Annotated in this window: 25 protein-coding genes; 5 read left to right on the top strand and 20 right to left on the bottom strand. The window is 41.4% G+C overall.

Features of this window, described 5'->3' with window-relative positions:
• Positions 1-2 precede the first annotated feature (2 nt).
• The 13 genes from AN395_RS13720 to AN395_RS13660 all read right to left on the bottom strand — a co-directional run bounded on the left by AN395_RS13720 (position 3) and on the right by AN395_RS13660 (position 12486).
• A complete protein-coding gene (locus AN395_RS13720; protein ID WP_054983328.1) occupies positions 3-1034 on the bottom strand; it encodes a chemotaxis response regulator protein-glutamate methylesterase in 1032 nt (343 codons plus the stop codon).
• Between the two features lie 8 nt (positions 1035-1042).
• Positions 1043-1666 carry a chemoreceptor glutamine deamidase CheD gene (gene cheD, locus AN395_RS13715; RefSeq protein WP_054983327.1) on the bottom strand — a complete coding sequence of 208 codons (624 nt, stop codon included), beginning with the start codon at positions 1664-1666 and terminating at the stop codon, positions 1043-1045.
• The gene (locus AN395_RS13710; protein WP_054983326.1) at positions 1650-2480 is read right to left on the bottom strand and encodes a protein-glutamate O-methyltransferase CheR; all 831 of its coding nucleotides are present in this window, start codon (positions 2478-2480) and stop codon (positions 1650-1652) included. The genes cheD and AN395_RS13710 overlap by 17 nt, the downstream gene beginning before the upstream one ends.
• A 60-nt stretch (positions 2481-2540) precedes the next feature.
• Positions 2541-5246: a methyl-accepting chemotaxis protein gene (locus AN395_RS13705; protein ID WP_054983356.1), complete on the bottom strand. Its 2706-nt coding sequence runs from the start codon at positions 5244-5246 to the stop codon at positions 2541-2543.
• A 48-nt stretch (positions 5247-5294) separates the two neighbouring features.
• On the bottom strand, positions 5295-5780 hold the full coding sequence (locus AN395_RS13700) for a chemotaxis protein CheW (protein ID WP_054983325.1): 486 nt from the start codon (positions 5778-5780) through the stop codon (positions 5295-5297).
• Positions 5777-7864 (bottom strand): chemotaxis protein CheA, encoded by a 2088-nt coding sequence (locus AN395_RS13695; protein WP_054983324.1) that lies wholly within the window; start codon positions 7862-7864, stop codon positions 5777-5779. The genes AN395_RS13700 and AN395_RS13695 overlap by 4 nt, the downstream gene beginning before the upstream one ends.
• A 14-nt stretch (positions 7865-7878) precedes the next feature.
• Entirely contained in the window at positions 7879-8241 is a 363-nt protein-coding gene (locus tag AN395_RS13690) for a response regulator (protein ID WP_024033909.1), read from the bottom strand.
• 8 nt (positions 8242-8249) lie between these two features.
• The gene (locus AN395_RS13685) at positions 8250-8522 is read right to left on the bottom strand and encodes an STAS domain-containing protein (protein WP_004588224.1); all 273 of its coding nucleotides are present in this window, start codon (positions 8520-8522) and stop codon (positions 8250-8252) included.
• A 163-nt stretch (positions 8523-8685) separates the two neighbouring features.
• Positions 8686-9303: an SCO family protein gene (locus AN395_RS13680; RefSeq protein WP_054983323.1), complete on the bottom strand. Its 618-nt coding sequence runs from the start codon at positions 9301-9303 to the stop codon at positions 8686-8688.
• On the bottom strand, positions 9300-10229 hold the full coding sequence (gene cyoE, locus AN395_RS13675) for a heme o synthase (protein ID WP_054983322.1): 930 nt from the start codon (positions 10227-10229) through the stop codon (positions 9300-9302). The genes AN395_RS13680 and cyoE overlap by 4 nt, the downstream gene beginning before the upstream one ends.
• A gap of 12 nt (positions 10230-10241) precedes the next feature.
• Positions 10242-11231, bottom strand: a complete 990-nt coding sequence (locus tag AN395_RS13670; protein WP_024033913.1) for a heme A synthase — start codon at positions 11229-11231, stop codon at positions 10242-10244.
• A gap of 30 nt (positions 11232-11261) precedes the next feature.
• The gene (locus AN395_RS13665) at positions 11262-11756 is read right to left on the bottom strand and encodes a hypothetical protein (RefSeq protein ID WP_054983321.1); all 495 of its coding nucleotides are present in this window, start codon (positions 11754-11756) and stop codon (positions 11262-11264) included.
• Positions 11746-12486: an SURF1 family protein gene (locus AN395_RS13660; RefSeq protein WP_054983320.1), complete on the bottom strand. Its 741-nt coding sequence runs from the start codon at positions 12484-12486 to the stop codon at positions 11746-11748. Before AN395_RS13660 ends, AN395_RS13665 begins: the two co-directional genes overlap by 11 nt.
• Positions 12487-12500: 14 nt before the next feature.
• Between AN395_RS13660 and AN395_RS19800 the strand changes: the two genes are divergently transcribed.
• The gene (locus tag AN395_RS19800) at positions 12501-12812 is read left to right on the top strand and encodes a DUF2909 domain-containing protein (protein WP_095206665.1); all 312 of its coding nucleotides are present in this window, start codon (positions 12501-12503) and stop codon (positions 12810-12812) included.
• Here the strand turns inward: AN395_RS19800 and AN395_RS13655 are convergent.
• The 5 genes from AN395_RS13655 to lexA all read right to left on the bottom strand — a co-directional run bounded on the left by AN395_RS13655 (position 12712) and on the right by lexA (position 17971).
• Complete coding sequence (locus AN395_RS13655; RefSeq protein WP_004588217.1) at positions 12712-13587, bottom strand: cytochrome c oxidase subunit 3; 876 nt, start codon at positions 13585-13587, stop codon at positions 12712-12714. The genes AN395_RS19800 and AN395_RS13655 overlap by 101 nt on opposite strands.
• A gap of 35 nt (positions 13588-13622) precedes the next feature.
• Positions 13623-14153 (bottom strand): cytochrome c oxidase assembly protein, encoded by a 531-nt coding sequence (locus AN395_RS13650; protein WP_004588216.1) that lies wholly within the window; start codon positions 14151-14153, stop codon positions 13623-13625.
• Positions 14153-15745 carry a cytochrome c oxidase subunit I gene (gene ctaD, locus AN395_RS13645; protein ID WP_004588215.1) on the bottom strand — a complete coding sequence of 531 codons (1593 nt, stop codon included), beginning with the start codon at positions 15743-15745 and terminating at the stop codon, positions 14153-14155. Before ctaD ends, AN395_RS13650 begins: the two co-directional genes overlap by 1 nt.
• Complete coding sequence (gene coxB / locus AN395_RS13640; protein WP_004588214.1) at positions 15745-16881, bottom strand: cytochrome c oxidase subunit II; 1137 nt, start codon at positions 16879-16881, stop codon at positions 15745-15747. Before coxB ends, ctaD begins: the two co-directional genes overlap by 1 nt.
• Before the next feature lie 472 nt (positions 16882-17353).
• Positions 17354-17971 (bottom strand): transcriptional repressor LexA, encoded by a 618-nt coding sequence (gene lexA, locus AN395_RS13635; protein ID WP_004588213.1) that lies wholly within the window; start codon positions 17969-17971, stop codon positions 17354-17356.
• Positions 17972-18148: 177 nt separating this feature from the next.
• On the opposite strand from lexA, the gene AN395_RS13630 reads away from it, so the two are divergent.
• A complete protein-coding gene (locus AN395_RS13630; protein ID WP_004589367.1) occupies positions 18149-18589 on the top strand; it encodes a PaaI family thioesterase in 441 nt (146 codons plus the stop codon).
• A 10-nt stretch (positions 18590-18599) separates the two neighbouring features.
• On the opposite strand, the gene AN395_RS13625 is transcribed toward AN395_RS13630, so the two are convergent.
• Positions 18600-18980, bottom strand: a complete 381-nt coding sequence (locus AN395_RS13625; protein WP_004589368.1) for a hypothetical protein — start codon at positions 18978-18980, stop codon at positions 18600-18602.
• Between the two features lie 233 nt (positions 18981-19213).
• Here AN395_RS13625 and AN395_RS13620 point away from each other — a divergent pair, with 233 nt between their 5' ends.
• The 3 genes from AN395_RS13620 (at position 19214) to AN395_RS13615 (ending at position 20324) form a co-directional block, all read left to right on the top strand.
• Complete coding sequence (locus tag AN395_RS13620) at positions 19214-19426, top strand: Rho termination factor (RefSeq protein ID WP_235576581.1); 213 nt, start codon at positions 19214-19216, stop codon at positions 19424-19426.
• Positions 19405-19464: a hypothetical protein gene (locus AN395_RS19795; protein WP_327078103.1), complete on the top strand. Its 60-nt coding sequence runs from the start codon at positions 19405-19407 to the stop codon at positions 19462-19464. The genes AN395_RS13620 and AN395_RS19795 overlap by 22 nt, the downstream gene beginning before the upstream one ends.
• A 143-nt stretch (positions 19465-19607) precedes the next feature.
• The gene (locus tag AN395_RS13615) at positions 19608-20324 is read left to right on the top strand and encodes a hypothetical protein (protein WP_054983319.1); all 717 of its coding nucleotides are present in this window, start codon (positions 19608-19610) and stop codon (positions 20322-20324) included.
• On the opposite strand, the gene AN395_RS13610 is transcribed toward AN395_RS13615, so the two are convergent.
• On the bottom strand, positions 20299-20649 hold the full coding sequence (locus tag AN395_RS13610; RefSeq protein ID WP_054983318.1) for a VOC family protein: 351 nt from the start codon (positions 20647-20649) through the stop codon (positions 20299-20301). The genes AN395_RS13615 and AN395_RS13610 overlap by 26 nt on opposite strands.
• Positions 20650-20682 lie beyond the last annotated feature (33 nt).

The following is a 20682-nucleotide window of genomic DNA, read 5'->3' as shown; positions in this document are numbered from 1 at the left end:
AATTACACTTTTATAGTCTGATGCAATAAGCGCTGGGTCACTTTATCAAGCGCAACAATTTCGTGAGCGGCACCTAAATCAACCGCCGCTTTGGGCATTCCCCACACCACAGAAGAAAACTCATCCTGTGCAATGGTGTAACCACCCGCTTGTTTAATACTAAGCAAGCCCTTTGCTCCATCGCTCCCCATACCGGTTAGTAACGCTGCCACAATGTTTTTTGCGCCGCACTCAAGTAAAGAGTTAAATAATACATCTACTGCCGGTTTATGGCGGTTAACAGGCTCAGAATCATCAAGCTCGCAATATAAACTTGCCCCTCTTTTTTTTATGCTTAAGTGCAAACCACCTGGGGCTATATAAGCCCATCCCGCAGTGAGCTTGTCGCCGTGCTGCGCTTCTTTTACGTTAATTGCACAGGTGCGGTCCATACGCTGGGCAAACGAGGTACTAAATACCGGAGGAATATGCTGGGTAATCACAATCGCAGGGCAATTGGTCGGCATTTTTATAAGCACTTCTTTTATTGCTTCTGTGCCCCCTGTTGAAGCCCCTATCGCTATTACCTTGTTTAATAAAAATTGTGCATTGCTAGGTAAAGGCTCACTTACGGTGCTTACCTTTTTAAAACTTCTTACCCTTGCACCTGCCGCCACACGCACTTTTTGCTGCACAACATATGCATATTGACTCATTTGCTGCTTAACATTCACAGTTGGCTTGGCAATAAAATCCACTGCACCAAGCTCAAGCGCTTCTAAGGTGATAGGCGAGCCTTGCTGGGTTAGTGTAGAAATCATCACAACGGGCATAGGTCTTAAGCGCATTAAGTTTCTTAAAAAGCTAATGCCGTCCATTTTTGGCATTTCTACATCGAGGGTAAGCACATCCGGATTGAGCAATTTAATCATTTCTCGTGCTTGATAAGGGTCTTCAGCACAGCCAACAACCTCGATATCGCTAGCCTGAGATAATATTTCGCTCAGCAAACGCCTTATCAGTGGTGAATCATCTATTATCAGAACTTTAACCATTACGGCTCCTAAAACAGCTCTATGTTAGTCTCGGTGGCTTTATCTTGTTGCTTAAGGTTTTGCAGGTAACGCACTTCGCGTTTTTCAATTGTATTGTTGTGCAAATTCTTCAGCTTTTTTACGTGGACTTTGCCCGTATGCGGATGAAAAAAAATTTTTCGAGGCCACGGCCCCCCCATATCTTGTGCAACAAGATTGAGCGACTCTTCCTGAATATACGCATTGGCAAAGCTAATATTACCTATCCCTATGTCGGTCATTGCGCTAATTATTTTGCCGCCACCAAAGAGTTTTATTTTTAAATTTTTTCGCGCAGCACCACCTTTGAGTACTTCGTTGATCAGGTATTCCATTGCCCAATTTCCGTAGCGGCAGCTCAAACTATGGGCACTGTTTGATTCTAGGCCTTTTTTTACCGGCAACATAAAATGATTTACGCCACCTATACCGGCTTTTTCATCGTAAACACACGCGGCTATGCACGACCCAAGCACTGTGGAAATAAGCTCATCATTTTTTGATACATAAAATTCGCCAGGTAATATTTTTGCCACCACGCTTGTGCGCCCTGCATCCCAGTAACGTTTTATATGTTCAAACCCTGGGAGCACCGGCCTAAACTGTGCGTGCATTGTGTTGCTTTTGATACATGGTTTTCCCTAAATTTTTAAACTCAGAATGCTCTTTTCCCATACTCTCTGAGTGCCCTAAAAACAAATAACCGTCACGATTAAGTGCATTTGCATAACGTTTAAACAAGGTGTCTTTTGTTTCTTTATCAAAATAAATAACCACGTTACGACATAAAATTAAGTCAAACTGCCCTTTCATAGGCCATTCTTGTAAAAGGTTAAGGCGTTTAAAAAAAATGTGCTTATTTAACTGTGGTTTTACTTTATATGTTTGCCCATCTTTGCTTTTTAGAAACCACTTTTTAAGTACATTGTTTTCTAAGCCATTTACATTAGCCGCGGTATAAATACCCGCTTGTGCTTTGGCTAATACATTAGAATCTAAATCGGTTGCTAAAATTTTTACATCCCAAGAACTTGGGAATAAATCGGCAAGGGTTATTGCTAAGCTGTAAGGCTCTTCGCCTGTAGAGCAACCCGCTGACCATACGCGTACTCGTTTTGTTACTTTGTTACTGCTAAGTAACTGCGGCACTATGGTGTTTTTTAAAAACTCAAAGTGGTGGGGCTCTCTAAAAAAGGAGGTTAAGTTAGTGGTAATAGCATTAATAAATGCGTCAAACTCAGCCTCTTTATTATTGTGTAAGTACTCTAAGTATTGAGAAAAGTTTTTAAGTTTATGCTCTCTTACCCTTCTTGCTAAGCGGGAATACACCATTTCGCGTTTATGATCGCCAAGCACAATTCCGCACGCGTTATAAACTAAAGTGGCAATGTCTTTAAAATCTTTATCGGTACATAAAAATTCTTTCATTGTCATACCATCCCTTGTAAAGCAGGCTTGCTAGGATATTAACTAGCAAGCCAGTAATGACTAAAACTCTTCCCATTCATCTGCTGAGTCTATAAAGTTTTCGCCTTTGGGTTGGGTATTTTTTAAATAGCCACTAGGTTGGCGCGCAGGGGGCGCTGAGCGTTCAAAGTGCGTATTTGGCAATGTGTTTATGCCTTGCTGCCCGAGTGAAAAAAAGTGCAATAACTGACGCATCTCGTTTGCTTGCTCAGCCATTGACTCGCCCGCCGCAGACGCTTCTTCTACAAGTGCCGCATTTTGCTGGGTCATTTCATCCATTTGGGCAACCGCTTTATTAACTTGCTCAATACCTGCGCTTTGCTCTTCAGAGGCTTCGGTTATATCCGAAATCATTTGCGTAACACGTTGTACGCTTGAAACAATTTCTCTGAGTGTTTCGCCCGACTCATTTACAAGCACAGAGCCATCGGTAACTTTTGCAACGCTGTCTCTAATAAGCTCTTTAATTTCTTTGGCTGCTCCAGCTGAGCGCTGCGCTAAATTACGCACCTCACCAGCAACAACGGCAAAGCCACGGCCTTGCTCACCCGCTCTAGCTGCTTCAACGGCGGCGTTAAGTGCCAGTAAATTAGTTTGAAAGGCAATTTCATCAATCACGCCAATAATGTCTGCAATTTTTTTACTCGACTCGTTAATGGCCGACATACTCGTTACAGCTCTATTAACTACTTCACCACCTTGAATTGCTTTCTCGCAGGTTTCTTCGGCTAAATCGTTAGCGACTTTTGCGTTATCTGCATTTTGCCTTACGGTACTGGTCATTTCTTCCATACTTGAGGCGGTTTCTTCAAGTGATGAAGCTTGTTCTTCGGTACGCTGGCTTAAATCAGCGTTGCCTTGCGAAATTTCCTCTGCGCCACTGGCTACTAACGTGGCCGATGAGTTAATTCGGTTAATCACATCGGTCAATTTATCTGCTGTGGTATTAGCATCTTGCTTGAGCTTATCGAACGAGCCTTGATACTCTTTTTCTATGCGTTTTGATAGGTCGCCATTGGCCATTGCATCAAGCATTTGCGCGGTATCACTAACGGCATCATCCACAATTTCAACTAAGCTGTTTAAGCCCTGCGCTAAGCGTAAGAAAAAGCCTTCTTTACCTTTTTCATCTACTCGGGTTTCTAAATCGCCATTACCTGCATCGCTGACTAATTGTGCAATTTCTTTTTCTATTGCAACTTCGCCCGTTCTATCTTCCCACTCAACTACGGTGCCTATGCGTTCTTGTTCTGGTGTAAAAATAGGGTTTGCAACTAAACCAAAGGTACGCCCGCCTACTTTTATTTCGGCTCGGTAAGTTGTTGTAAGCTTAGCTAGTAGGTTTTGTTGATGAGCCGGATTTTTATGGAATATATCAATGTTTTGCTGCATTAAATTGGTGCTATCAAAGTTTGGCAGCTCCTTTTTCAAATCATCTTCAGCAATATTCATCATCGATTTAACCGCGTTGTTCATGTATACAATTACATTTGAAGCATCGGCTATCATGGTGTTTGTTGCTACGGTATCAAGGGCTTGTTTTACTCGTAAGTTTTCTTGTGCTTCAGCACGTTCTTGCTCTGCTTTTGCTACGCTATCGGTAATATCTTCCCACTCAACAATGGTGCCTAAATGCTTACCTTCATGGTTTATCCACGGTGTAGCAATTAAACTAAAAATAAGCCCCGCTAAACGTAACTCAGTTTTATAAGGTTGTTTTAAGTTTTTTAATAGTTCGCGTTGATGAGCTGGGTGCTTATGAAAATCATCAACACACGTGCCTATTAAATTATCAACAGAAAAACTAGGTAGCACACCTTGCAACTCAGTTTCTCGCGCTTTGAGCATTAACTTAACCTGATCGTTTACAAATACAATATTTAGGTCTTTATCGGCAATCATCACATTGGCTTGGCAAACAGTTAACGCACTTGCTAAATCGGCAGCCTTTTTAGACTCTCGCTCTAGCTGTTTTTGCGCGGTGATATCACTGGCGTATTTAATAACTTTATAAGGCTTGCCGTTTAAATCGAAAATAGGGTTATAAGAGGCTTGAATCCATATTTCTTGCCCTTGTTTGCCTATTCGCATGTACTCGCCCGAGTCGTACTCGCCTCGTCCTAACTTATCCCAAAATTGTTTATACTCGTTTGTTTTAGCGTATTCTGGGTCGACAAATAATTTATGATGCTGGCCTTTTATTTCGCTAAGTTGATAGCCTAAACCATTTAAAAAATTGTCATTGGCAGTAATAATTGTGCCATCAAGATTAAACTCAATCACCGCCTGAGATTTACTAATTGCCTCAAGTTGGCCTTGCGCTTCAGCGGCCTGTTTCTTTTGTTCGGTAATGTCGGTAGCAAATTTAATTACTTTTAGCACTTGCCCTTGGCTATCAATAATTGGGTTATAGGTAGCTTGGATCCATACTTCTCGCCCTCCATTAGCAAGACGCTTAAACTCATTAGAAATAAACTCACCACCGCGCAAACGTTGCCAAAAATTTTTATACTCGCTGCTTTGTGCTTCATCTGGTTCAACAAACATAGAGTGGTGCTGCCCTTGCACTTCCTCTAAACGGTATCCCATTGCATTTAAAAAGTTTGAATTAGCCGTAATTATTCTGCCACTGGGTTCAAACTCAATAACCGCTAATGATTTATTTAATGCATTAACGATTAAGTCATTACTTGATTCTGACTGCTTCGGATTACTAAACCATCCCATGCCCATCACCACCTTTATGTTTGTTTTTGTTGCTACATAGCGCTGTGGCTATATATCCATTGTTCTTTGTAAATCTATTAACGAGACCATTTTTTCGCCCACGTTCACCAACCCTGCGACATATTCACAATTACTCGAATCAGACAGGCTAGGGACGGGCTTGGCGTCTTGCTCTGCAATGCTGTAAACATCTGACACCGCATCTACTGCGATGCCCATTATTTTTGAATCGTTTTCAAAAATAACTTTTACAACAATAACAACTGTTAATGGCCCATATTCAGTGCTTGGCAGGCCAAAACGTAAGCGTAAATCTATTATTGGCACTATGGTGCCGCGAAGGTTTATCACTCCTTTAACAAAATCCGGCGCGTTGGGCAGTACGGTAATTTTTTCCCAGCTCCTGATCTCTTGCACGGTTAATATATCTACGCCGTATTCTTCGCTAGCCATAATAAAGGTTAAAAACTGCTTAACGCCTTGCTGTTGCCCTAAATGAATTTTGTTGTTTAGCTCGCTTTGTTCACTAATCATGAAGCCTCCAGAGGTGTTTTAGATTCTATGATTAGCTCTTGGCTACCTGGTTTTTTAAGCCCTGATAATTTTATTAAGCCGCTAATATCAACAATTAACGATACACGCCCGTCGCCTAAAATAGTTGCTCCAGACACCCCATCTACTTTTTGGTAATTAGCCTCTAAACTTTTTATGACTACCTGCTGCTGCGAAAGTAAGTCATCTACCAGCAAACCCACTTTTTGGTTGTCGGTTTCAACAACCACCAACAAGGTTTTGTCTAATGACTCTATGGCGTTTTGATGATTAAAAATTTGATATAAGCGTAAAATAGGAATGTATTCGTCACGCAGCCTTAGTACATCTAAGTCTTTACCCACTCGGCTTACTTTAGTGATATCAATCTGTAGTGATTCAACAATAGAAATAAGCGGAATAATATAAGTATGCTGGGCAACTTTAACTAATTGACCATCTAAAATGGCAAGCGTAAGGGGCAGCCTAATTGTAAAGGTAGAGCCAACGCCAGGGGCTGATGAAACCTCAACCGAGCCATTTAAAGATTGAATATTGCGCTTAACAACATCCATTCCTACACCACGCCCAGATAAGTCGCTAACCGCATCGGCGGTAGAAAAGCCAGGCATAAAAATAAGCTCGTTAATTTCATCATCTGTTAAATTACAATCAGCGGTGATCAGCTCATTAGCAATGGCTTTTTCTTTAATTTTTTGCGTATTTAAGCCCTGCCCATCGTCCATTATTTCTATCACGATATTACCGCCTTGATGAAAGGCATTTAAGGTCACGGTGCCCACTGGGTCTTTACCTGCGGCAACCCGCTGTTCAATTGTTTCAAGGCCATGGTCGAGCGAATTTCTGACTAGGTGCACCATAGGATCAGATATTTTTTCCATTACCGTTTTATCTAGCTCGGTTTGCTCACCTAATAATTTTAACTCCACCTGCTTATTTAGTTTTTGCGCTATATCGCGTACTAAACGCGGAAACCGGCTAAATACAAAGTTAATCGGTAACATACGAATACGCATAACATTTTCTTGCAGGTCTCGGGTATTGTGCGCCAGTTGTGCCAAACCTTCTTGTAATGACGTAATGGTTGATTCGCTAATTTCTTGCTCGCTCAACTGATTTAACATGGCTTGTGTTATCACCAGCTCACCAACCATATTTATTAACGAGTCTACTTTGTCTATTCCTACTCTTATGGAGGTAGACTCTGGTGCTGATGTTGGCTTTTTATCGGCTGTGGGTTTGCTTTTAGGTTTGTCGGGTGCTTTTTTAGCATCGCTAATAGGCTGTGTTTGAGCTGTGCTGTCGTTGCTCTTTTCATCAGCGTTTGCGGTGTGAGACGTGTCTTCATCAAATAACCCGCCACAAAGCTCTATTTTTATATCGGCATCATCTTCTACCCATTCAAATACCTCTTTAATGGCGGCTTCTTTTTCGCTGGTATTTAAAAAAAAGCGCCAGTGTAAGTAGCACTCGTCACTGCTTAAATCTTTAATATCTGGGATATCGTCTAAAAAGGCCTGTGTTTCAAGCTCGCCGAGTTCAGCTAGTTCGCTGATCATAAATAAAGGCTCGTTGCCTGTTTTAAAAAGGTGATGATGCGGTTTAAAATCAATTTGAAAGGTATTTACCTCAGCAGCAGCCGTTACTTCGCTTGCCTCACTTGGGGCTGAATCAGCTTGCATTTCCAGTACAATTTCAAACTGTTTTTTTAAGGTTGTAGCGTGTGATAAATCAGGCTCTTGCTCTGCTTGCAGCTCACCGAGCAACCCACGCAAGCAATCAACAGCTTTAAGCAATAAATTAACGTGCTCGGTGGTGAGTTCGCGCTCACCTTGGCGTATTTGATCCAGTAGGGTTTCTAGCACATGGGTAAACTCAGCAACAGAGTTAAAGCCAAAGGTGCCACTGCCCCCTTTAATTGAGTGCGCAGCTCTAAAAATAGTATTTATTGTTTCTAAGTCTTCTTCGCCGGGCTCTAAATTTAATAGCTCGGCCTCCATTGTATCTAGGCCTTCAAAACTTTCTTCAAAGAACACTTCAAAAAATTGACTTAAATCTATACTCACGCCGCACTCCTCAGTTAACGAATTACTTTTTTAAGTACCGCTAGTAACTGATCCGGGTTGAAAGGCTTTACAATCCAGCCTGTTGCGCCAGCTGCTTTACCTTCTACTTTTTTATCTAATCCTGACTCTGTGGTTAGCATAAGTAGCGGCGTAAACTTGTAATCAGAAAGGCCTCTGAGCTCTCTGATAAGCGTAATGCCATCCATAATGGGCATATTTACATCTGAAATTACCGCATCAAAACTTTGCTGCTTGGCAATCGCGAGGGCTTCGCTGCCATCTTTTGCTTCGGTAACATCAAAACCTGCGGTTTTAAGCGTAAAGCTCACCATTTGACGCATTGACGCAGAATCATCAACCGCTAAAATTTTCTTCATATAAACCTCTAACCTTTACTTTCAAGTGTTAAATATTGACTTAAGCCAAGTTGATTAATGGCGTTTTGAAGTGCATCACTGCTGCCTACCCATACAATTTTATGATGTATGGTAAGTAGGTGTTTTTGTAAGGCACACAAAAGTTGAATTGACGCGGTATCGGCTGAAACAACCTCACTGACATCTAAACAAATATCGTTGTTGCTATTGAGTTCTTGTAATAAATCTTGGTGAAGAGTCTCTACTTGCATAATCGCAAGTTCGCTTGGAAGTTTTAGCATTTTTTCAGGACTTTCCCTGTCAATTCAATTCATAACAAAAGCTTAGCCTTAGTTATTAAAATTGCCATAAAAGGCTCAAAAAAATTAATAAAACTTTTAAAAGTGGCGCTAAAAAGCAAAAAAGGAGCCTAAGCTCCTTTTAAAATGCGTGAAAAGTTTAAAACTAGTTTTTATAGTAATCCGCTATTTGTTTAAATTCGCTAATAAGTTGAGTGGTATTAATAAGGGGCACATTTCCTTGTTGGAATTCAGGCTTAAATATGGCTCTTACCGCTCCATTTGCATCAACTAAAGCCACCGAAGCACTATGATCGACCGCATATTCTGATTCTTGCGAGTCACTAATGGCATAAATTAGACCAAGCTCTCTAACCACCGGGAATAGGTTTTTGTGCTCACCCGAAACAGCTAAAAAGTCAGGGTTAAAATAATCAATATACGCTTTGCGCTTTACCGGCGTATCGCGTTGAGGGTCTACCGACATAAACCAAATTTGCAGTGGGTATTCGTTATGTAACTTTTTATACACGCTGTTTAGTTTAGCAAGCGTTAATGGGCAAATATCTGGGCAACTGGTATAGCCTAAAAACACTAAGTTCCACTGCCCCAAAAATTGCGCTTTGGTGACTAACTCAGCGTTTTGGTCGTTAAGTGTAAAATCAGAAAGAGGCTTTGCTTGCTCATACACTAAGGCTTGCACATCGGGTGCACTATTTTGTTCTGAGCAAGCGACTAATAAAAACGAAAAAATTACAACTAAGCTAATCCGTAACTGCTTCATAAAGGGAGCCATTTATCTATAAATAAGATCACGAAGAGTACCATTAAATGCACAATTGAAAAGCGAAATAAGTCCATTGCGGTATCATCGCTAGGGGCTAATTTAAGCTTAACCGCTTTATACAAAAAGAGTGCATTGAGCACACATGCGCCTGCTAAATAAATACCGCCCGACATACCAATTAAATAAGGTAATACACATACAAGCGCCAGTAATATGGTGTAAGCCACAACACAGGTTTTGCAAAAATCGATACCGTGAGTTACTGGCAACATAGGAATTTTAGCGCGTTCGTAATCGCTTTTGCGTGCTATTGCCAGTGCCCAAAAATGCGGTGGGGTCCACGTAAATATAATCATTACGAGTAACCATGGCGCGGCTGCCATTTGATTGGTTTCAGAAACCCAGCCCAATAAAGGCGGCATTGCCCCAGCCAAGCCACCAATTACAATGTTTTGCGGTGTGGCACGCTTTAAAAAAGAGGTATAAATAAAAGCATACCCAACTAATGCAAACAAAGTAAGTACGGCTGTTAGAGTGTTTGCCCAAAGCATTAGCATTATAAAACCAGCAACCCCTATCACGCCTGCAAAGCTTAGCGCATGGGTTTTACTAAGCCGGCCTTTGGCTACAGGGCGGTGGCGTGTACGCGCCATTTTTGTATCTATTTCGCTATCAACAACATGATTTATTACCGCCGCAGCGCCAGAGAGCAAACCAATGCCTAATAAACTAATAAATTGTACCGCAATGCCTCGCCCTACATCAGGCGCCAGTGCCAAGCCAACCCAAGCAGTAAGTACCAACATAGCCACTACTTTAAACTTGCTAATAGCTAAGTAATCTTGCAGTAAATTATAAGCACGCTGAATAAAAGGGTGTGCGCTAATAACCTGTAGTTCTTTTTTGTCGAGTGTGAGTGCCATAATTATTCCCCTTTAAGTGCGTGCTTTTAGGTAGTAACACAACCTAACCATAGTCAATAACAAGATAGCTGCCATTAAATTGTGCGCCAGCGCCACTCCAAGCGGAAAGTGCCAATGCACCACCGCAAGCCCCAAACTAATTTGGCAAAGTAGCGCAACAAGCACGCTGACAGTACAGTGTTTTATTTTTGCAGATTGCGCCTGACTGTATATACGCCACATAATTAGCGCCAACACAATACATGTAACTAGCGCCCAAATTCTGTGTAGTAGATGAATAGACATACGCGCCTGTTGCGATAGCACTCCGTACTCATAATTACTGTGCTCAAGCGGCAACTGAAACACACTACTGAGTGAAAATGGCTGCGCATAACTACATAGCGGTAGGCCATTACAGTGTGGCGCCGCATAATTTGCTGCAAGCCACCCACCTAATGCAATTTGAATAACCAACACAGCCAATGCAACTAAGCTCAATGAAAAATAGCCTTTAGCGCTACTATCTCCGCCCTCTATGGGTTTAGTAGTTAAACGTAGGTATAAAAGAGTGATTAGCGATAAAATACTAAATCCCCCCAGCAAATGCCCCATTACAATGAGCGGTTGTAAGTTCATAGTAACGGTCCACATACCCAGCGCAGCCTGAAATATAACTAACAATAATAAGGCTAGCGGTAACTTAACCGGCGTGTTTGAGTAATGGCGCTTTACAAAAGCCAATACAAATAGCGCTAAAATAAGCAACCCCAGCGCGCCTGCAAAGTAACGGTGGATCATTTCTTTCCACGCTTTGGCGGTTTCAAACATCATATCTGGATAACTTTGGGTAGCTAGTGCGATATCGGCTTCATGCTTTGGTACAGTTAAAAAGCCATAGCAACCGGGCCAATCTGGGCAACCAAGACCTGCGTCACTTAAACGTGTATAAGCACCTAGCCCTACCACCAACAGCGCAAGTAACCCCGTTGCAAGTACCCAGTTTTTATAATTTTTATACATAGGAATCTCCCATTAACAATGCCCTATTAATTAGCTTGAACGAGAATAGTTAAGTAGTTTTTTTAAATCTTTTAATAAACCTTTTTGCACTAAACGGTTTTCTTGTGGCTGCTCTTTAAACGGATACTCAAGCACCACTAACCCCATATGATCGATTAAATATAGGCTAGCGGGCTGCAAATTTTGTTGCGCGTTAAAGGTTTTCCAAGGAATGTTTTTAACTTTAGGCGCTCCCATTACAGCCATATCAACCTTGCCCTGATTTTTTCCTAAGGCGATATATAAGTTATTAAGCGCATTGAGCTGTTCATTGCACGAAGCGTTACATTTATTGGAGTAATTAAGCGCAATTGTCCATTGCTTAGGGTTATGTTGCTGCCAGTTTTCAAGCTTTACTTCGTGCTGTAAAAACTCGCCATTATTGGTAATGGCGCTTGGCAACCAGTCTAGCTTTAGCGCACCGTATGCAAGTATTAGCGGTACAGCGCAACATACAACAAACAAAACTAAGGGGTTATTTTTCATTGTTAGTCCTCTTTTTACTGGCAAAAATGGCCACCACTACACAGGCTAAGGCTATTAAAAACCATTGCACTGCATACGCTTGGTGCTTTTGCGGACTCATCACCACCGCTTTATAATGCGGTATAGCTAGCGCATCTCCTGCACCTTGACGATAAGCCATAAAATTAAATAACGATTGATTACTCTGCTCACTTAGCTTTTGTAAATCTATTGATTGGATTCGTTTTTGAAGGTCTTGTTTTGTCGCATTGGTTTGTAAGTTAAAGCTCGTTAAATTTCGCTCTTTTATCTGCGCTTTAAAGGTAATATTACGTTTAGGAAGTTGAATGTTAGGTAATTCGCTGCGTGAAATAGGCGCTTTTACCCACCCTAAATTAACGAGTAAAGCGCCACTTGCTTGGCTTGGCTTAAATAAAACCAATAAATCGTAACCGACTTGCCCTTGGTAAACTTGGTTATCTAAAAGCCAGTATTGCTGATTTATTATTTTTCCGACAAGCTCAACCACTACACCTGTTTTATTCCACTTTGAAGGCATTGCCTGTAATTGCTGCCAGCTCATTACGCCTTGGGTTTGCATGTTAGCTATAGCTGTTAGCTGTTGCTGCTTTTGCTCAGCCCTTGCTAATTGCCAATACCCTAAACGTACACATACCAGCACCACAGCTACCACAACGCAAAGTGCGATAAATGAGCTAAGCTTTTGTTTACGCCTTAAAATTAACTGCATAAAGGGTCAACCCAGTGATTATTAAAATTATTATTGTGCTGCTGTTACTATTTATACTTTTCAACTTGTTTAGAGCGCTATTTATTATGGTGACCGATAAATCTGGCGGTCGGCCTATGTCGCATTTTTTAGGCCGTCGCGTGCTGTTTTCTGTGGTGGTTTTGGTGATGGTGATAGCCGCTGTAAAACTTGGTTTTATAAAGGCTAATCACTCACCATTAGCCGTTACAACACATACACAAAAACAAATAAACACAGCCACACCACATCAACAAAATGCCAATACCAAGCCGCTGCTTGAAACGCAAAATGTTTATCTTTCGTAAAGTGGCCTTTTAAAATACGCACAAAAACAACAAACAAAATAATGGCGCCAAGGGTCACATGCATGCCATGAAAACCTGTCAGCAAAAAGAATGTATTCCCGTAAATGCCTGCATCTAGTGTTAAGTTTAAGTCGTTGTAGGCATAAATATATTCTTCTACCTGCAATGCTAAAAAGCACACACCCAATAAAATGGTTGCCCCTAGCATCACTTTTAGCGGTTTACGTTTATTGTTTTCAATGGCTACGTGAGCAAAATGCAAAGTAACCGAAGACGCTAATAAAATAAGCGTATTAATAAGGGGTAAGCCTTGCCACCCCATAGCTTGCGTGGTTTCACCTGCTGGTGTGGTTAGTAGTGGCCATACGGCCTCAAAGGTAGGCCAAAGCACCTCGTTGGTCATCGCATTATTCCCAGCGCCGCCAAGCCAAGGCACCGACAGTATGCGGGCGTAAAATAATGCGCCAAAAAAGGCCATAAAAAACATAACTTCAGAGAATATAAACCAGCTCATTCCTTGTCGAAATGAGCGGTCCATTTGCGCTGAATATAAGCCCTGATCAGACTCGCTAATTACATTTTTAAACCAGCTAAAAATCATATACAGCAGCACTGCAATGCCTGCATATAGCAAGTACACACCGCTGCCCCCTTCACTTTCTAAGTTCATGACTGTTAAAGCCGCACCCACTGCAATAAAAAATAACGCCACCGCGCCCACTATGGGCCAAGGACTTTGCTCGGGTACGTAGTAGTTTTCATAATCTTGATTCATGTTACTTGCTCCTAGTTTTACACTAGACATGCAGGCTAGTTATTACTTGCTACTAGCTGCTCACTAATATCAAATACGGTGTAAGATAAAGTTAGCTCTTCTACATCGCTCGGCAGTGCAGTATCAACATAAAACAGCAGCTTAAACTCAAGCTCTTCACCCGCTTTTAGGGGTTGTTGATCAAAGCAAAAGCACGCTATTTTATGTAAGTACTTGGCTGCCTTTCCGGGCGATACAGAAGGCACCGCTTGCATTACTTTATCAATATCACTGGTGTTTTTTGCGCTAAACATCACCTCACGCATGGCACCTGGTTTCACATCAACACTGTATTCTTTAGATTTAACAATAAACGGCGCACCACTTTGCGCATGGGTTGTAAAGCTCACACCTATTTCTCGATTTTGTGCAACCTGTGTACTTTGTTTAGCTTGCTCAAGTGATGGCTTGCCATTAAGCCCAGTTATGTCGCAAAACACGTCATATAAGGGCACTAAGGCAAATGCAAAAGCAAACATACCTATACAAATAAGAATTAGGCGCTTTAATAGCGGTGCATGTGTCATTATTTAATTTCCGGCGGCGTAGAAAAAGTATGATACGGCGCAGGAGAGTCCACTTCCCACTCTAAACCTTCAGCACCATCCCATACTTTTGCAGGGACTTTATCGCCCCCTCGGGCACATTTAATTACCACAGCCACAAAGAGTAACTGCGATAAACCAAAGGCAAACCCACCTATGCTTATGATTGCGTTAAAATCAGCAAATTGCAGGGCGTAATCGGGAATACGGCGCGGCATGCCTGCCAGCCCTACAAAATGCATAGGGAAAAACAATACATTTACGCTTACCAGCGATAACCAAAAATGCCACTTAGCCAAGGCAATGTTGTACATATTGCCCGTCCACTTAGGCAGCCAATAATAAGCCCCCGCCATAATCGAAAATATTGCCCCCGTAACTAACACGTAATGAAAGTGCGCCACCACAAAGTAAGTATCGTGATACTGAAAATCAGCAGGGGTTATAGCCAACATCAGCCCCGAAAAGCCCCCTAAGGTAAACAGCACAATAAAGGCAATACTAAATAGCATGGGCACTTCAAAACTTATTGACCCTCGCCACATAGTGGCTACCCAGTTAAATACTTTTACCCCTGTAGGCACCGATATCAGCATGGTCGCGTACATAAAAAATAGCTCGCCAGCAACGGGCATACCGGTCGTAAACATATGATGCGCCCACACTATAAAGCTCAGTAATGCAATAGAGGAGGTTGCGTAAACCATTGAGGCATAACCAAATAGTTTTTTACGTGAGAATGTAGGCACTATGGTCGAAATAATACCAAAGGCGGGTAAAATCATGATGTACACTTCGGGATGGCCAAAAAACCAAAATATGTGCTGAAACATCACCGGATCGCCGCCACCTGCCGCATCAAAAAAGCTGGTTCCAAAGTATTTATCGGTGAGCACCATAGTGACCGCTCCGGCCAGTACGGGCATAACAGCAATTAATAAAAATGCGGTTATTAGCCATGTCCAAACGAATAATGGTAGCTTCATCCATGTCATGCCTGGGGCACGTAAATTAACAATGGTCACAATAACGTTTATTGCGCCCATAATTGAGCTAATCCCCATAATGTGCACTGCAAACACAAACATTGCGGTGTTGTCGTTACTGTACGTTGTTGAAAGCGGCGCATAGAACGTCCAGCCAAATGCGGGGCCGCCTCCAGGCATTAATAACGAGGCCAATAAAATTAAAAAAGCGAAGGGTAAAATCCAAAAGCTCCAGTTGTTCATTCTGGGCAGTGCCATATCTGGCGCGCCAATCATAAGCGGTACCATCCAGTTAGCAAGTCCCGTAAAGGCTGGCATTACAGCACCAAACACCATAATTAAACCGTGTACTGTGGTCATTTGGTTAAAAAAGTGTGGGTCTACCAATTGTAATCCTGGCTGAAATAACTCAGCCCGAATAACCATGGCCATTGCACCGCCAATTAAAAACATAGTCAGCGAAAAAATTAAGTACATGCTGCCAATATCTTTATGGTTTGTTGTGTATAACCAACGTTTAAAACCTTTGGCTGGGTGATGGCCGTGGTGAGCGTCATTGGCGTTAGGTTGTTCTACTATGCTACTCATTAGTTCGCCTCCGCATCAAGTGCTGCCTGAATTTCACTAGGTTGGATGACATCACCCGTTTCATTACCCCACGCATTACGTTTATAGGTAATTACCGCTGCAAGTTGTTTAATTGAGAGCTGCTTTGCAAATGCCTGCATTGCAGTTCCTGGGCGGCCATGAATCACTACATCAATGTGATCTTTTATATCACCCAAAACAATGGGGCTGCCTTTTAGCGCAGGAAATACTCCCGGTAACCCCATACCAGTAGGTTGATGACACGCAGCGCAACTTGCCATATACACTTGCTCACCTAGTGTCATTAGCTCTTCTTTAGGAATTGTTGTCTCAAGCAATGCGGCATCAGCAAGTGCAGCTTTTTGCTTAGCTTGCTTAGCATCTGCAAGCCATGCGTTAAAGTCCTCTTGCGATTTAGCTTCAACCACCACGGGCATAAAACCATGATCTTTACCGCACAGCTCTGCACACTGTCCTCGGTAAATACCTTCTTCGTTAATGTTGGTCCACGTTTCGTTGATAAACCCCGGATTGGCATCTTTTTTAACGGCAAAATCGGGTACCCACCAAGAGTGAATAACATCATCAGAGGTCATTAAAAAACGCACCTTTTGATTAATTGGCAGTACTAAAGGTTTATCAACCTCAAGTAAGTAATTAGGGTTTTTATTAGCAAGGTTGGCTATTTCGTCTTGAGGGGTAGATAAAATAGAGTAAAACTCTACGTCTTCTCCCATATATTCATAATGCCATTTCCACTGTGACCCTGTAATTTTAATGGTTAAGTCGGCCTTACTGGCATCTTCCATCGCAATGAGGGTTTTAGTGGCAGGGATTGCCATGGCAATTAAAATAACAAACGGAATGGCAGTCCAAAGAATTTCTACTTTGGTACTTTCATGAAATTGGGCAGGAACTGCCCCTTTAGATTTACGGTGATGAATCAGTGCCCAAAACATTATTGCGAACACTATCACCCCAATCACACAACATATTAAAAATATGGTCATGTGTAGCTGATATACATTATTACTTATATCGGTTACGCCCTTGCGCATATTGTATTGGCTATTAGCCAGCACTTGCTGCGGGAACATAATCAACACAAGCCACAAGGTAGAGGTCAGTTTACCCATGTGACGGCTCCTTTGATGCTATTGCGAATGCAAAGCGAAGAGGCATACGGCTTAAACGCCAATTCGTTATTTTTATTTTTTAACCAATCTTATTTTTAATTGGTATCGCTAGGACAACAAAAGGTTTGTGTATATTGTGTGTTCTCATAACTAAAAAGCTGTGAGTTATTGTTAGTCCAGCACATTAATGATTAGCTAAAAAACGTACAACAAGCAAGTTTTAGTATAAAAAACAATCAAGTGATATTTTAAGATTGACTAAATGACGGCGTATTAAATTGTTATTTAACAGCCAAGACACGAGCAAAATTAAGGGATGTAACACGCCTAGGAAGATAAAAGTATGAGTGAAAAAAAGTTTACAGCCTAAATAATTTTAGGGCGCTTTGAGATGGTGGAAGGTTTGTTTCTAAAACAAAAATGCACACTAAAAAGTGCGCATTTATAGATATTACTTAAAAATAGTTAAAAATTACATCCAGTCGGCATTTCTTATTACGCCAACGGCTAACCCTTCAATATTAAAAGATTCGTTTTCAAGGTCTACCTCTATAGGCGTAAACTCTTCGTTTTCAGCGTGTAATAATACTTTTCGGCCTGCTTTTTCTAGGCGTTTTACGGTTACGTCTTCATCTACTCGTGCAACCACAACTTGGCCGTTTTCTGCAGTTTGAGTACGGTGTACGGCAAGTAAGTCACCATCCATAATACCTATATCTTTCATACTCATGCCGTTAACACGCAGTAAAAAGTCGGCGGCTGGTTTAAACATAAGTGGGTCTATTTTACAGTGACTCTCAACATGTTCTTGCGCCAAAATAGGCGAACCCGCTGCAACTCTACCAATTAATGGTAGCCCTAGTTGCTCTGGCTCTTCTTCTTCAACCAATTGAATACCACGGCTTGCGCCTGGTTTCATTTTAATAACACCTTTTTTGGCAAGCGCTTTTAAGTGCTCTTCTGCGGCATTGGCACTTTTAAAACCGAGTGTTTGCGCAATTTCGGCACGTGTAGGAGGCATACCAGTGTCTTTAATAAAAACTTTTATTAGTTCGAGTATTTGAGCTTGGCGTTTAGTTAATGGTCGCATACAACTGGTTTTCCATACAGTACATTTAACTGTGAGTATATACAGTTAAATAAAAATCGCAAATTTAAATTGTGCTTTAAAATAGCTAAATACACCGCACCTGGATAAATTTTAGGTAATTACAGACGTTCAGTATTTAAAATGCTATAAATTTGCTTTCAATATAAAGGAGTAATTATGAGTATTTGGCATCAACCCATTACATTAGAGCTTTGCAAACAGTTAGATGAGGGAATAAACGGCCAAGGCACGCTAATGAAAACTATGGGCATAGAAATAACCGAAATAGGAGATGATTACCTAGTGGCTACCATGCCTGCTATTCCTGAGCATCATAATCCTATTGGTATGGTACATGGTGGCGCAAATGTGGTACTTGCCGAAACCGTAGCAAGCTACGCCGCTAACTTTGTAGTGGACTTTACAAAATTTTATTGTGTTGGACAGGAAATTAGCGCCAGCCACTTAAAGGCCTCTCGAAATGGCACTTTAACCGCCGTTACTCGTGCATTTCATATTGGTAAGCGCAGTTCTGTATGGGAAATAAAAATAACCAATAGCCGCGGCGAGCTTTGCTGCGTATCAAAAATGACCGCAGCGGTTGTCGAGCGCAAATAATTAACTATGGCTACTTTTCGATAGGGTAAATCGTTATTTCCATACCAGCGCCAATTGCAGATATACGTAGTAGTGTATCTGCATGTAGAGCTTGGTTAAAACACTTAGGTGACGTGCCCGACTCAAAGCCTATATCAAACGTTCTGCGCGAACAGCTTAGCCACTGCTTAAGCGCATTACGTGAACACGACTCTATTAATTCACATAAGTGGTTGATTGCTTTGTCTGGCGTGGTTATATCACCTGAGGCTTCAATACGCGCCAATTGACGATATTCGTCTTTGTCATAATGCAAAACCATCGCGTTTTTCTTTAAGTCTGCCACCAGGGCGCTAATATCTTGTTTAGACTCAAGCTCTAGATCTACATTTAAAAATTGAATTTCCGACATTGTCTGCTTTTTACCCTCTTATAGTTTCATCGCAAACTTTAACGCAGTTTTACTTTTATACCAAATCAACTAAGCGCTAAACATGGCTTTATTCATAGAAAATACCTGTTTAAACGCCATTGGCACCTAATTTGCCTTATAAAACGGGTTAGGCTAGTTACGCTTAATTTTACCGTTTATGTATGAAAGTTATACACACACACTGTGTAATTAAACGCTTCAGGAGGACAATTATGGTAGGTCATGGCCCGCAAATTAAAAATGACGATCAGTACGATGCGCTTCGAGATGAAGGCATGAGCAAAAAAAAGCCGCGCGCATTGCTAATAGCAATACTCATAAAACTGCTGTCAAAGGCGGCAAAGCCTCAAAGTATGAGCTACGCACTAAAAAGCAGCTGTACAATAAAGCTAAAGAGCTCGGCATTAGCGGCCGCTCAAAAATGAGCAAACAAGGGCTAATAAATGCCTTACGTGAGCATTAAACACAGCCTCACTGATTTTTTACCGCTCCTTTTTATTATTTTTATAAAGTTAGAGTAAGCTTATGAATAACTGCGACAAAATGCCGCAGTAAAAGCATGGGCTGCTGTAATACACTAACGCTAAAAATAATAAGAAGCACAAAATGAAAAAACAACTATTTAAGCGCGCTCGAAAACTACATAAGTGGCTAGGCTATTTACTTGCCTTACAAATTTTAGCTTGGCTTTTAGGCGGCTTAGTAATGAGCGCGATACCACTTGAATACGTACACGGTAAGCACCTTGCTAAGCGCATACTTACAAACCCATTTACTCAAGCAGATTACCCCACATCACTCGATAATATTACTGCCCAAGTACCTAACCCCACGCAAATAGTGTTTGAGCACTTTTTAACGACCCCGCTTATTACTGTTATTAATACTGACGAGCAGCAAAGCTTTAATGGTTTAACGGGGCGCCCTTTTCAGCCACCCACCAAAATACAAATTACCGCTAATGCACAAGCGCATTTACTCATCGACGCTAAGCCAATTAGCACTACACTTTTAAAACAAGGCACTCGAGAGGTGGGATACAAAAAAAATGTGTGGCAAGTACAATTTAACGACACCTTTAATACTACGCTGTATTTAAACGCAATTAACGGCAAAGTTATCACCGTTCGCAGCACATTATGGCGCATATTCGACTTTTTTTGGATGCTACACATAATGGATTACGACGAGCGTGAAGATTTTAACAACCCGCTTCTCATCAGTTTTGCAGCCACCAGCGTACTATTTTGTTTATGCGGTATTATTTTATTAATACAAAACGTTAGGCTAAAAAAACTTACACGTGTTGGTCAATCAAAATAGGGTTGCCGTCTGGGTCGGTAATAATAAAACTTTTATCACCCACAGGTTCAACCTGGATATGAGCGTTTTGAAAATATTCGCTAAGCGCATCAACATCCTTAAACTCTGTAACGGTTTGTGCGTTTTGATCCCAGCCAGGATTGAAGGTCAGCATGTTTTTATCAAACATACCCGAGAACAAGCCAATTAAATGCTCACCGTTTTTCATCACTAGCCAGTTTTGCTCTATCTCACCTGCAAACTCGCTAAAGCCCAACTTTTCGTAAAACGCTTTTGAGGCTCTAATATCTTTAACTGTTAAACTTATTGAAAAAGCACCTAGCATAGTCATCTCCTCGCTATTTTTTATATCAGTATA

The sequence above is a fragment of the Pseudoalteromonas sp. P1-30 genome (genome assembly GCF_001400005.1).
Taxonomy (GTDB): Bacteria; Pseudomonadota; Gammaproteobacteria; order Enterobacterales; family Alteromonadaceae; genus Pseudoalteromonas; species Pseudoalteromonas atlantica.
This window is presented reverse-complemented; position numbering and strand designations above follow the sequence as displayed.

Excerpts from the sequence above, each read along its gene's own strand:
- cheD (WP_054983327.1), bottom strand. The coding sequence starts at position 1,666 with ATGCACGCACAGTTTAGGCCGGTGCTCCCAGGGTTTGAACATATAAAA.
- coxB (WP_004588214.1), bottom strand. The coding sequence starts at position 16,881 with ATGGGTAAACTGACCTCTACCTTGTGGCTTGTGTTGATTATGTTCCCG.
- AN395_RS13705 (WP_054983356.1), bottom strand. The coding sequence starts at position 5,246 with ATGGGATGGTTTAGTAATCCGAAGCAGTCAGAATCAAGTAATGACTTA.
- AN395_RS13720 (WP_054983328.1), bottom strand. The coding sequence starts at position 1,034 with ATGGTTAAAGTTCTGATAATAGATGATTCACCACTGATAAGGCGTTTG.
- AN395_RS13700 (WP_054983325.1), bottom strand. The coding sequence starts at position 5,780 with ATGATTAGTGAACAAAGCGAGCTAAACAACAAAATTCATTTAGGGCAA.
- ctaD (WP_004588215.1), bottom strand. The coding sequence starts at position 15,745 with ATGAGTAGCATAGTAGAACAACCTAACGCCAATGACGCTCACCACGGC.
- AN395_RS13615 (WP_054983319.1), top strand. The coding sequence starts at position 19,608 with ATGAAAAAACAACTATTTAAGCGCGCTCGAAAACTACATAAGTGGCTA.
- lexA (WP_004588213.1), bottom strand. The coding sequence starts at position 17,971 with ATGCGACCATTAACTAAACGCCAAGCTCAAATACTCGAACTAATAAAA.
- AN395_RS13610 (WP_054983318.1), bottom strand. The coding sequence starts at position 20,649 with ATGCTAGGTGCTTTTTCAATAAGTTTAACAGTTAAAGATATTAGAGCC.
- AN395_RS13680 (WP_054983323.1), bottom strand. The coding sequence starts at position 9,303 with ATGAAGCAGTTACGGATTAGCTTAGTTGTAATTTTTTCGTTTTTATTA.
- AN395_RS13670 (WP_024033913.1), bottom strand. The coding sequence starts at position 11,231 with ATGTATAAAAATTATAAAAACTGGGTACTTGCAACGGGGTTACTTGCG.
- AN395_RS13660 (WP_054983320.1), bottom strand. The coding sequence starts at position 12,486 with ATGCAGTTAATTTTAAGGCGTAAACAAAAGCTTAGCTCATTTATCGCA.
- AN395_RS13685 (WP_004588224.1), bottom strand. The coding sequence starts at position 8,522 with ATGCTAAAACTTCCAAGCGAACTTGCGATTATGCAAGTAGAGACTCTT.
- AN395_RS13630 (WP_004589367.1), top strand. The coding sequence starts at position 18,149 with ATGAGTATTTGGCATCAACCCATTACATTAGAGCTTTGCAAACAGTTA.
- cyoE (WP_054983322.1), bottom strand. The coding sequence starts at position 10,229 with ATGGCACTCACACTCGACAAAAAAGAACTACAGGTTATTAGCGCACAC.
- AN395_RS13650 (WP_004588216.1), bottom strand. The coding sequence starts at position 14,153 with ATGACACATGCACCGCTATTAAAGCGCCTAATTCTTATTTGTATAGGT.
- AN395_RS13710 (WP_054983326.1), bottom strand. The coding sequence starts at position 2,480 with ATGAAAGAATTTTTATGTACCGATAAAGATTTTAAAGACATTGCCACT.
- AN395_RS13690 (WP_024033909.1), bottom strand. The coding sequence starts at position 8,241 with ATGAAGAAAATTTTAGCGGTTGATGATTCTGCGTCAATGCGTCAAATG.
- AN395_RS13655 (WP_004588217.1), bottom strand. The coding sequence starts at position 13,587 with ATGAATCAAGATTATGAAAACTACTACGTACCCGAGCAAAGTCCTTGG.
- AN395_RS13620 (WP_235576581.1), top strand. The coding sequence starts at position 19,214 with ATGGTAGGTCATGGCCCGCAAATTAAAAATGACGATCAGTACGATGCG.
- AN395_RS13625 (WP_004589368.1), bottom strand. The coding sequence starts at position 18,980 with ATGTCGGAAATTCAATTTTTAAATGTAGATCTAGAGCTTGAGTCTAAA.
- AN395_RS13665 (WP_054983321.1), bottom strand. The coding sequence starts at position 11,756 with ATGAAAAATAACCCCTTAGTTTTGTTTGTTGTATGTTGCGCTGTACCG.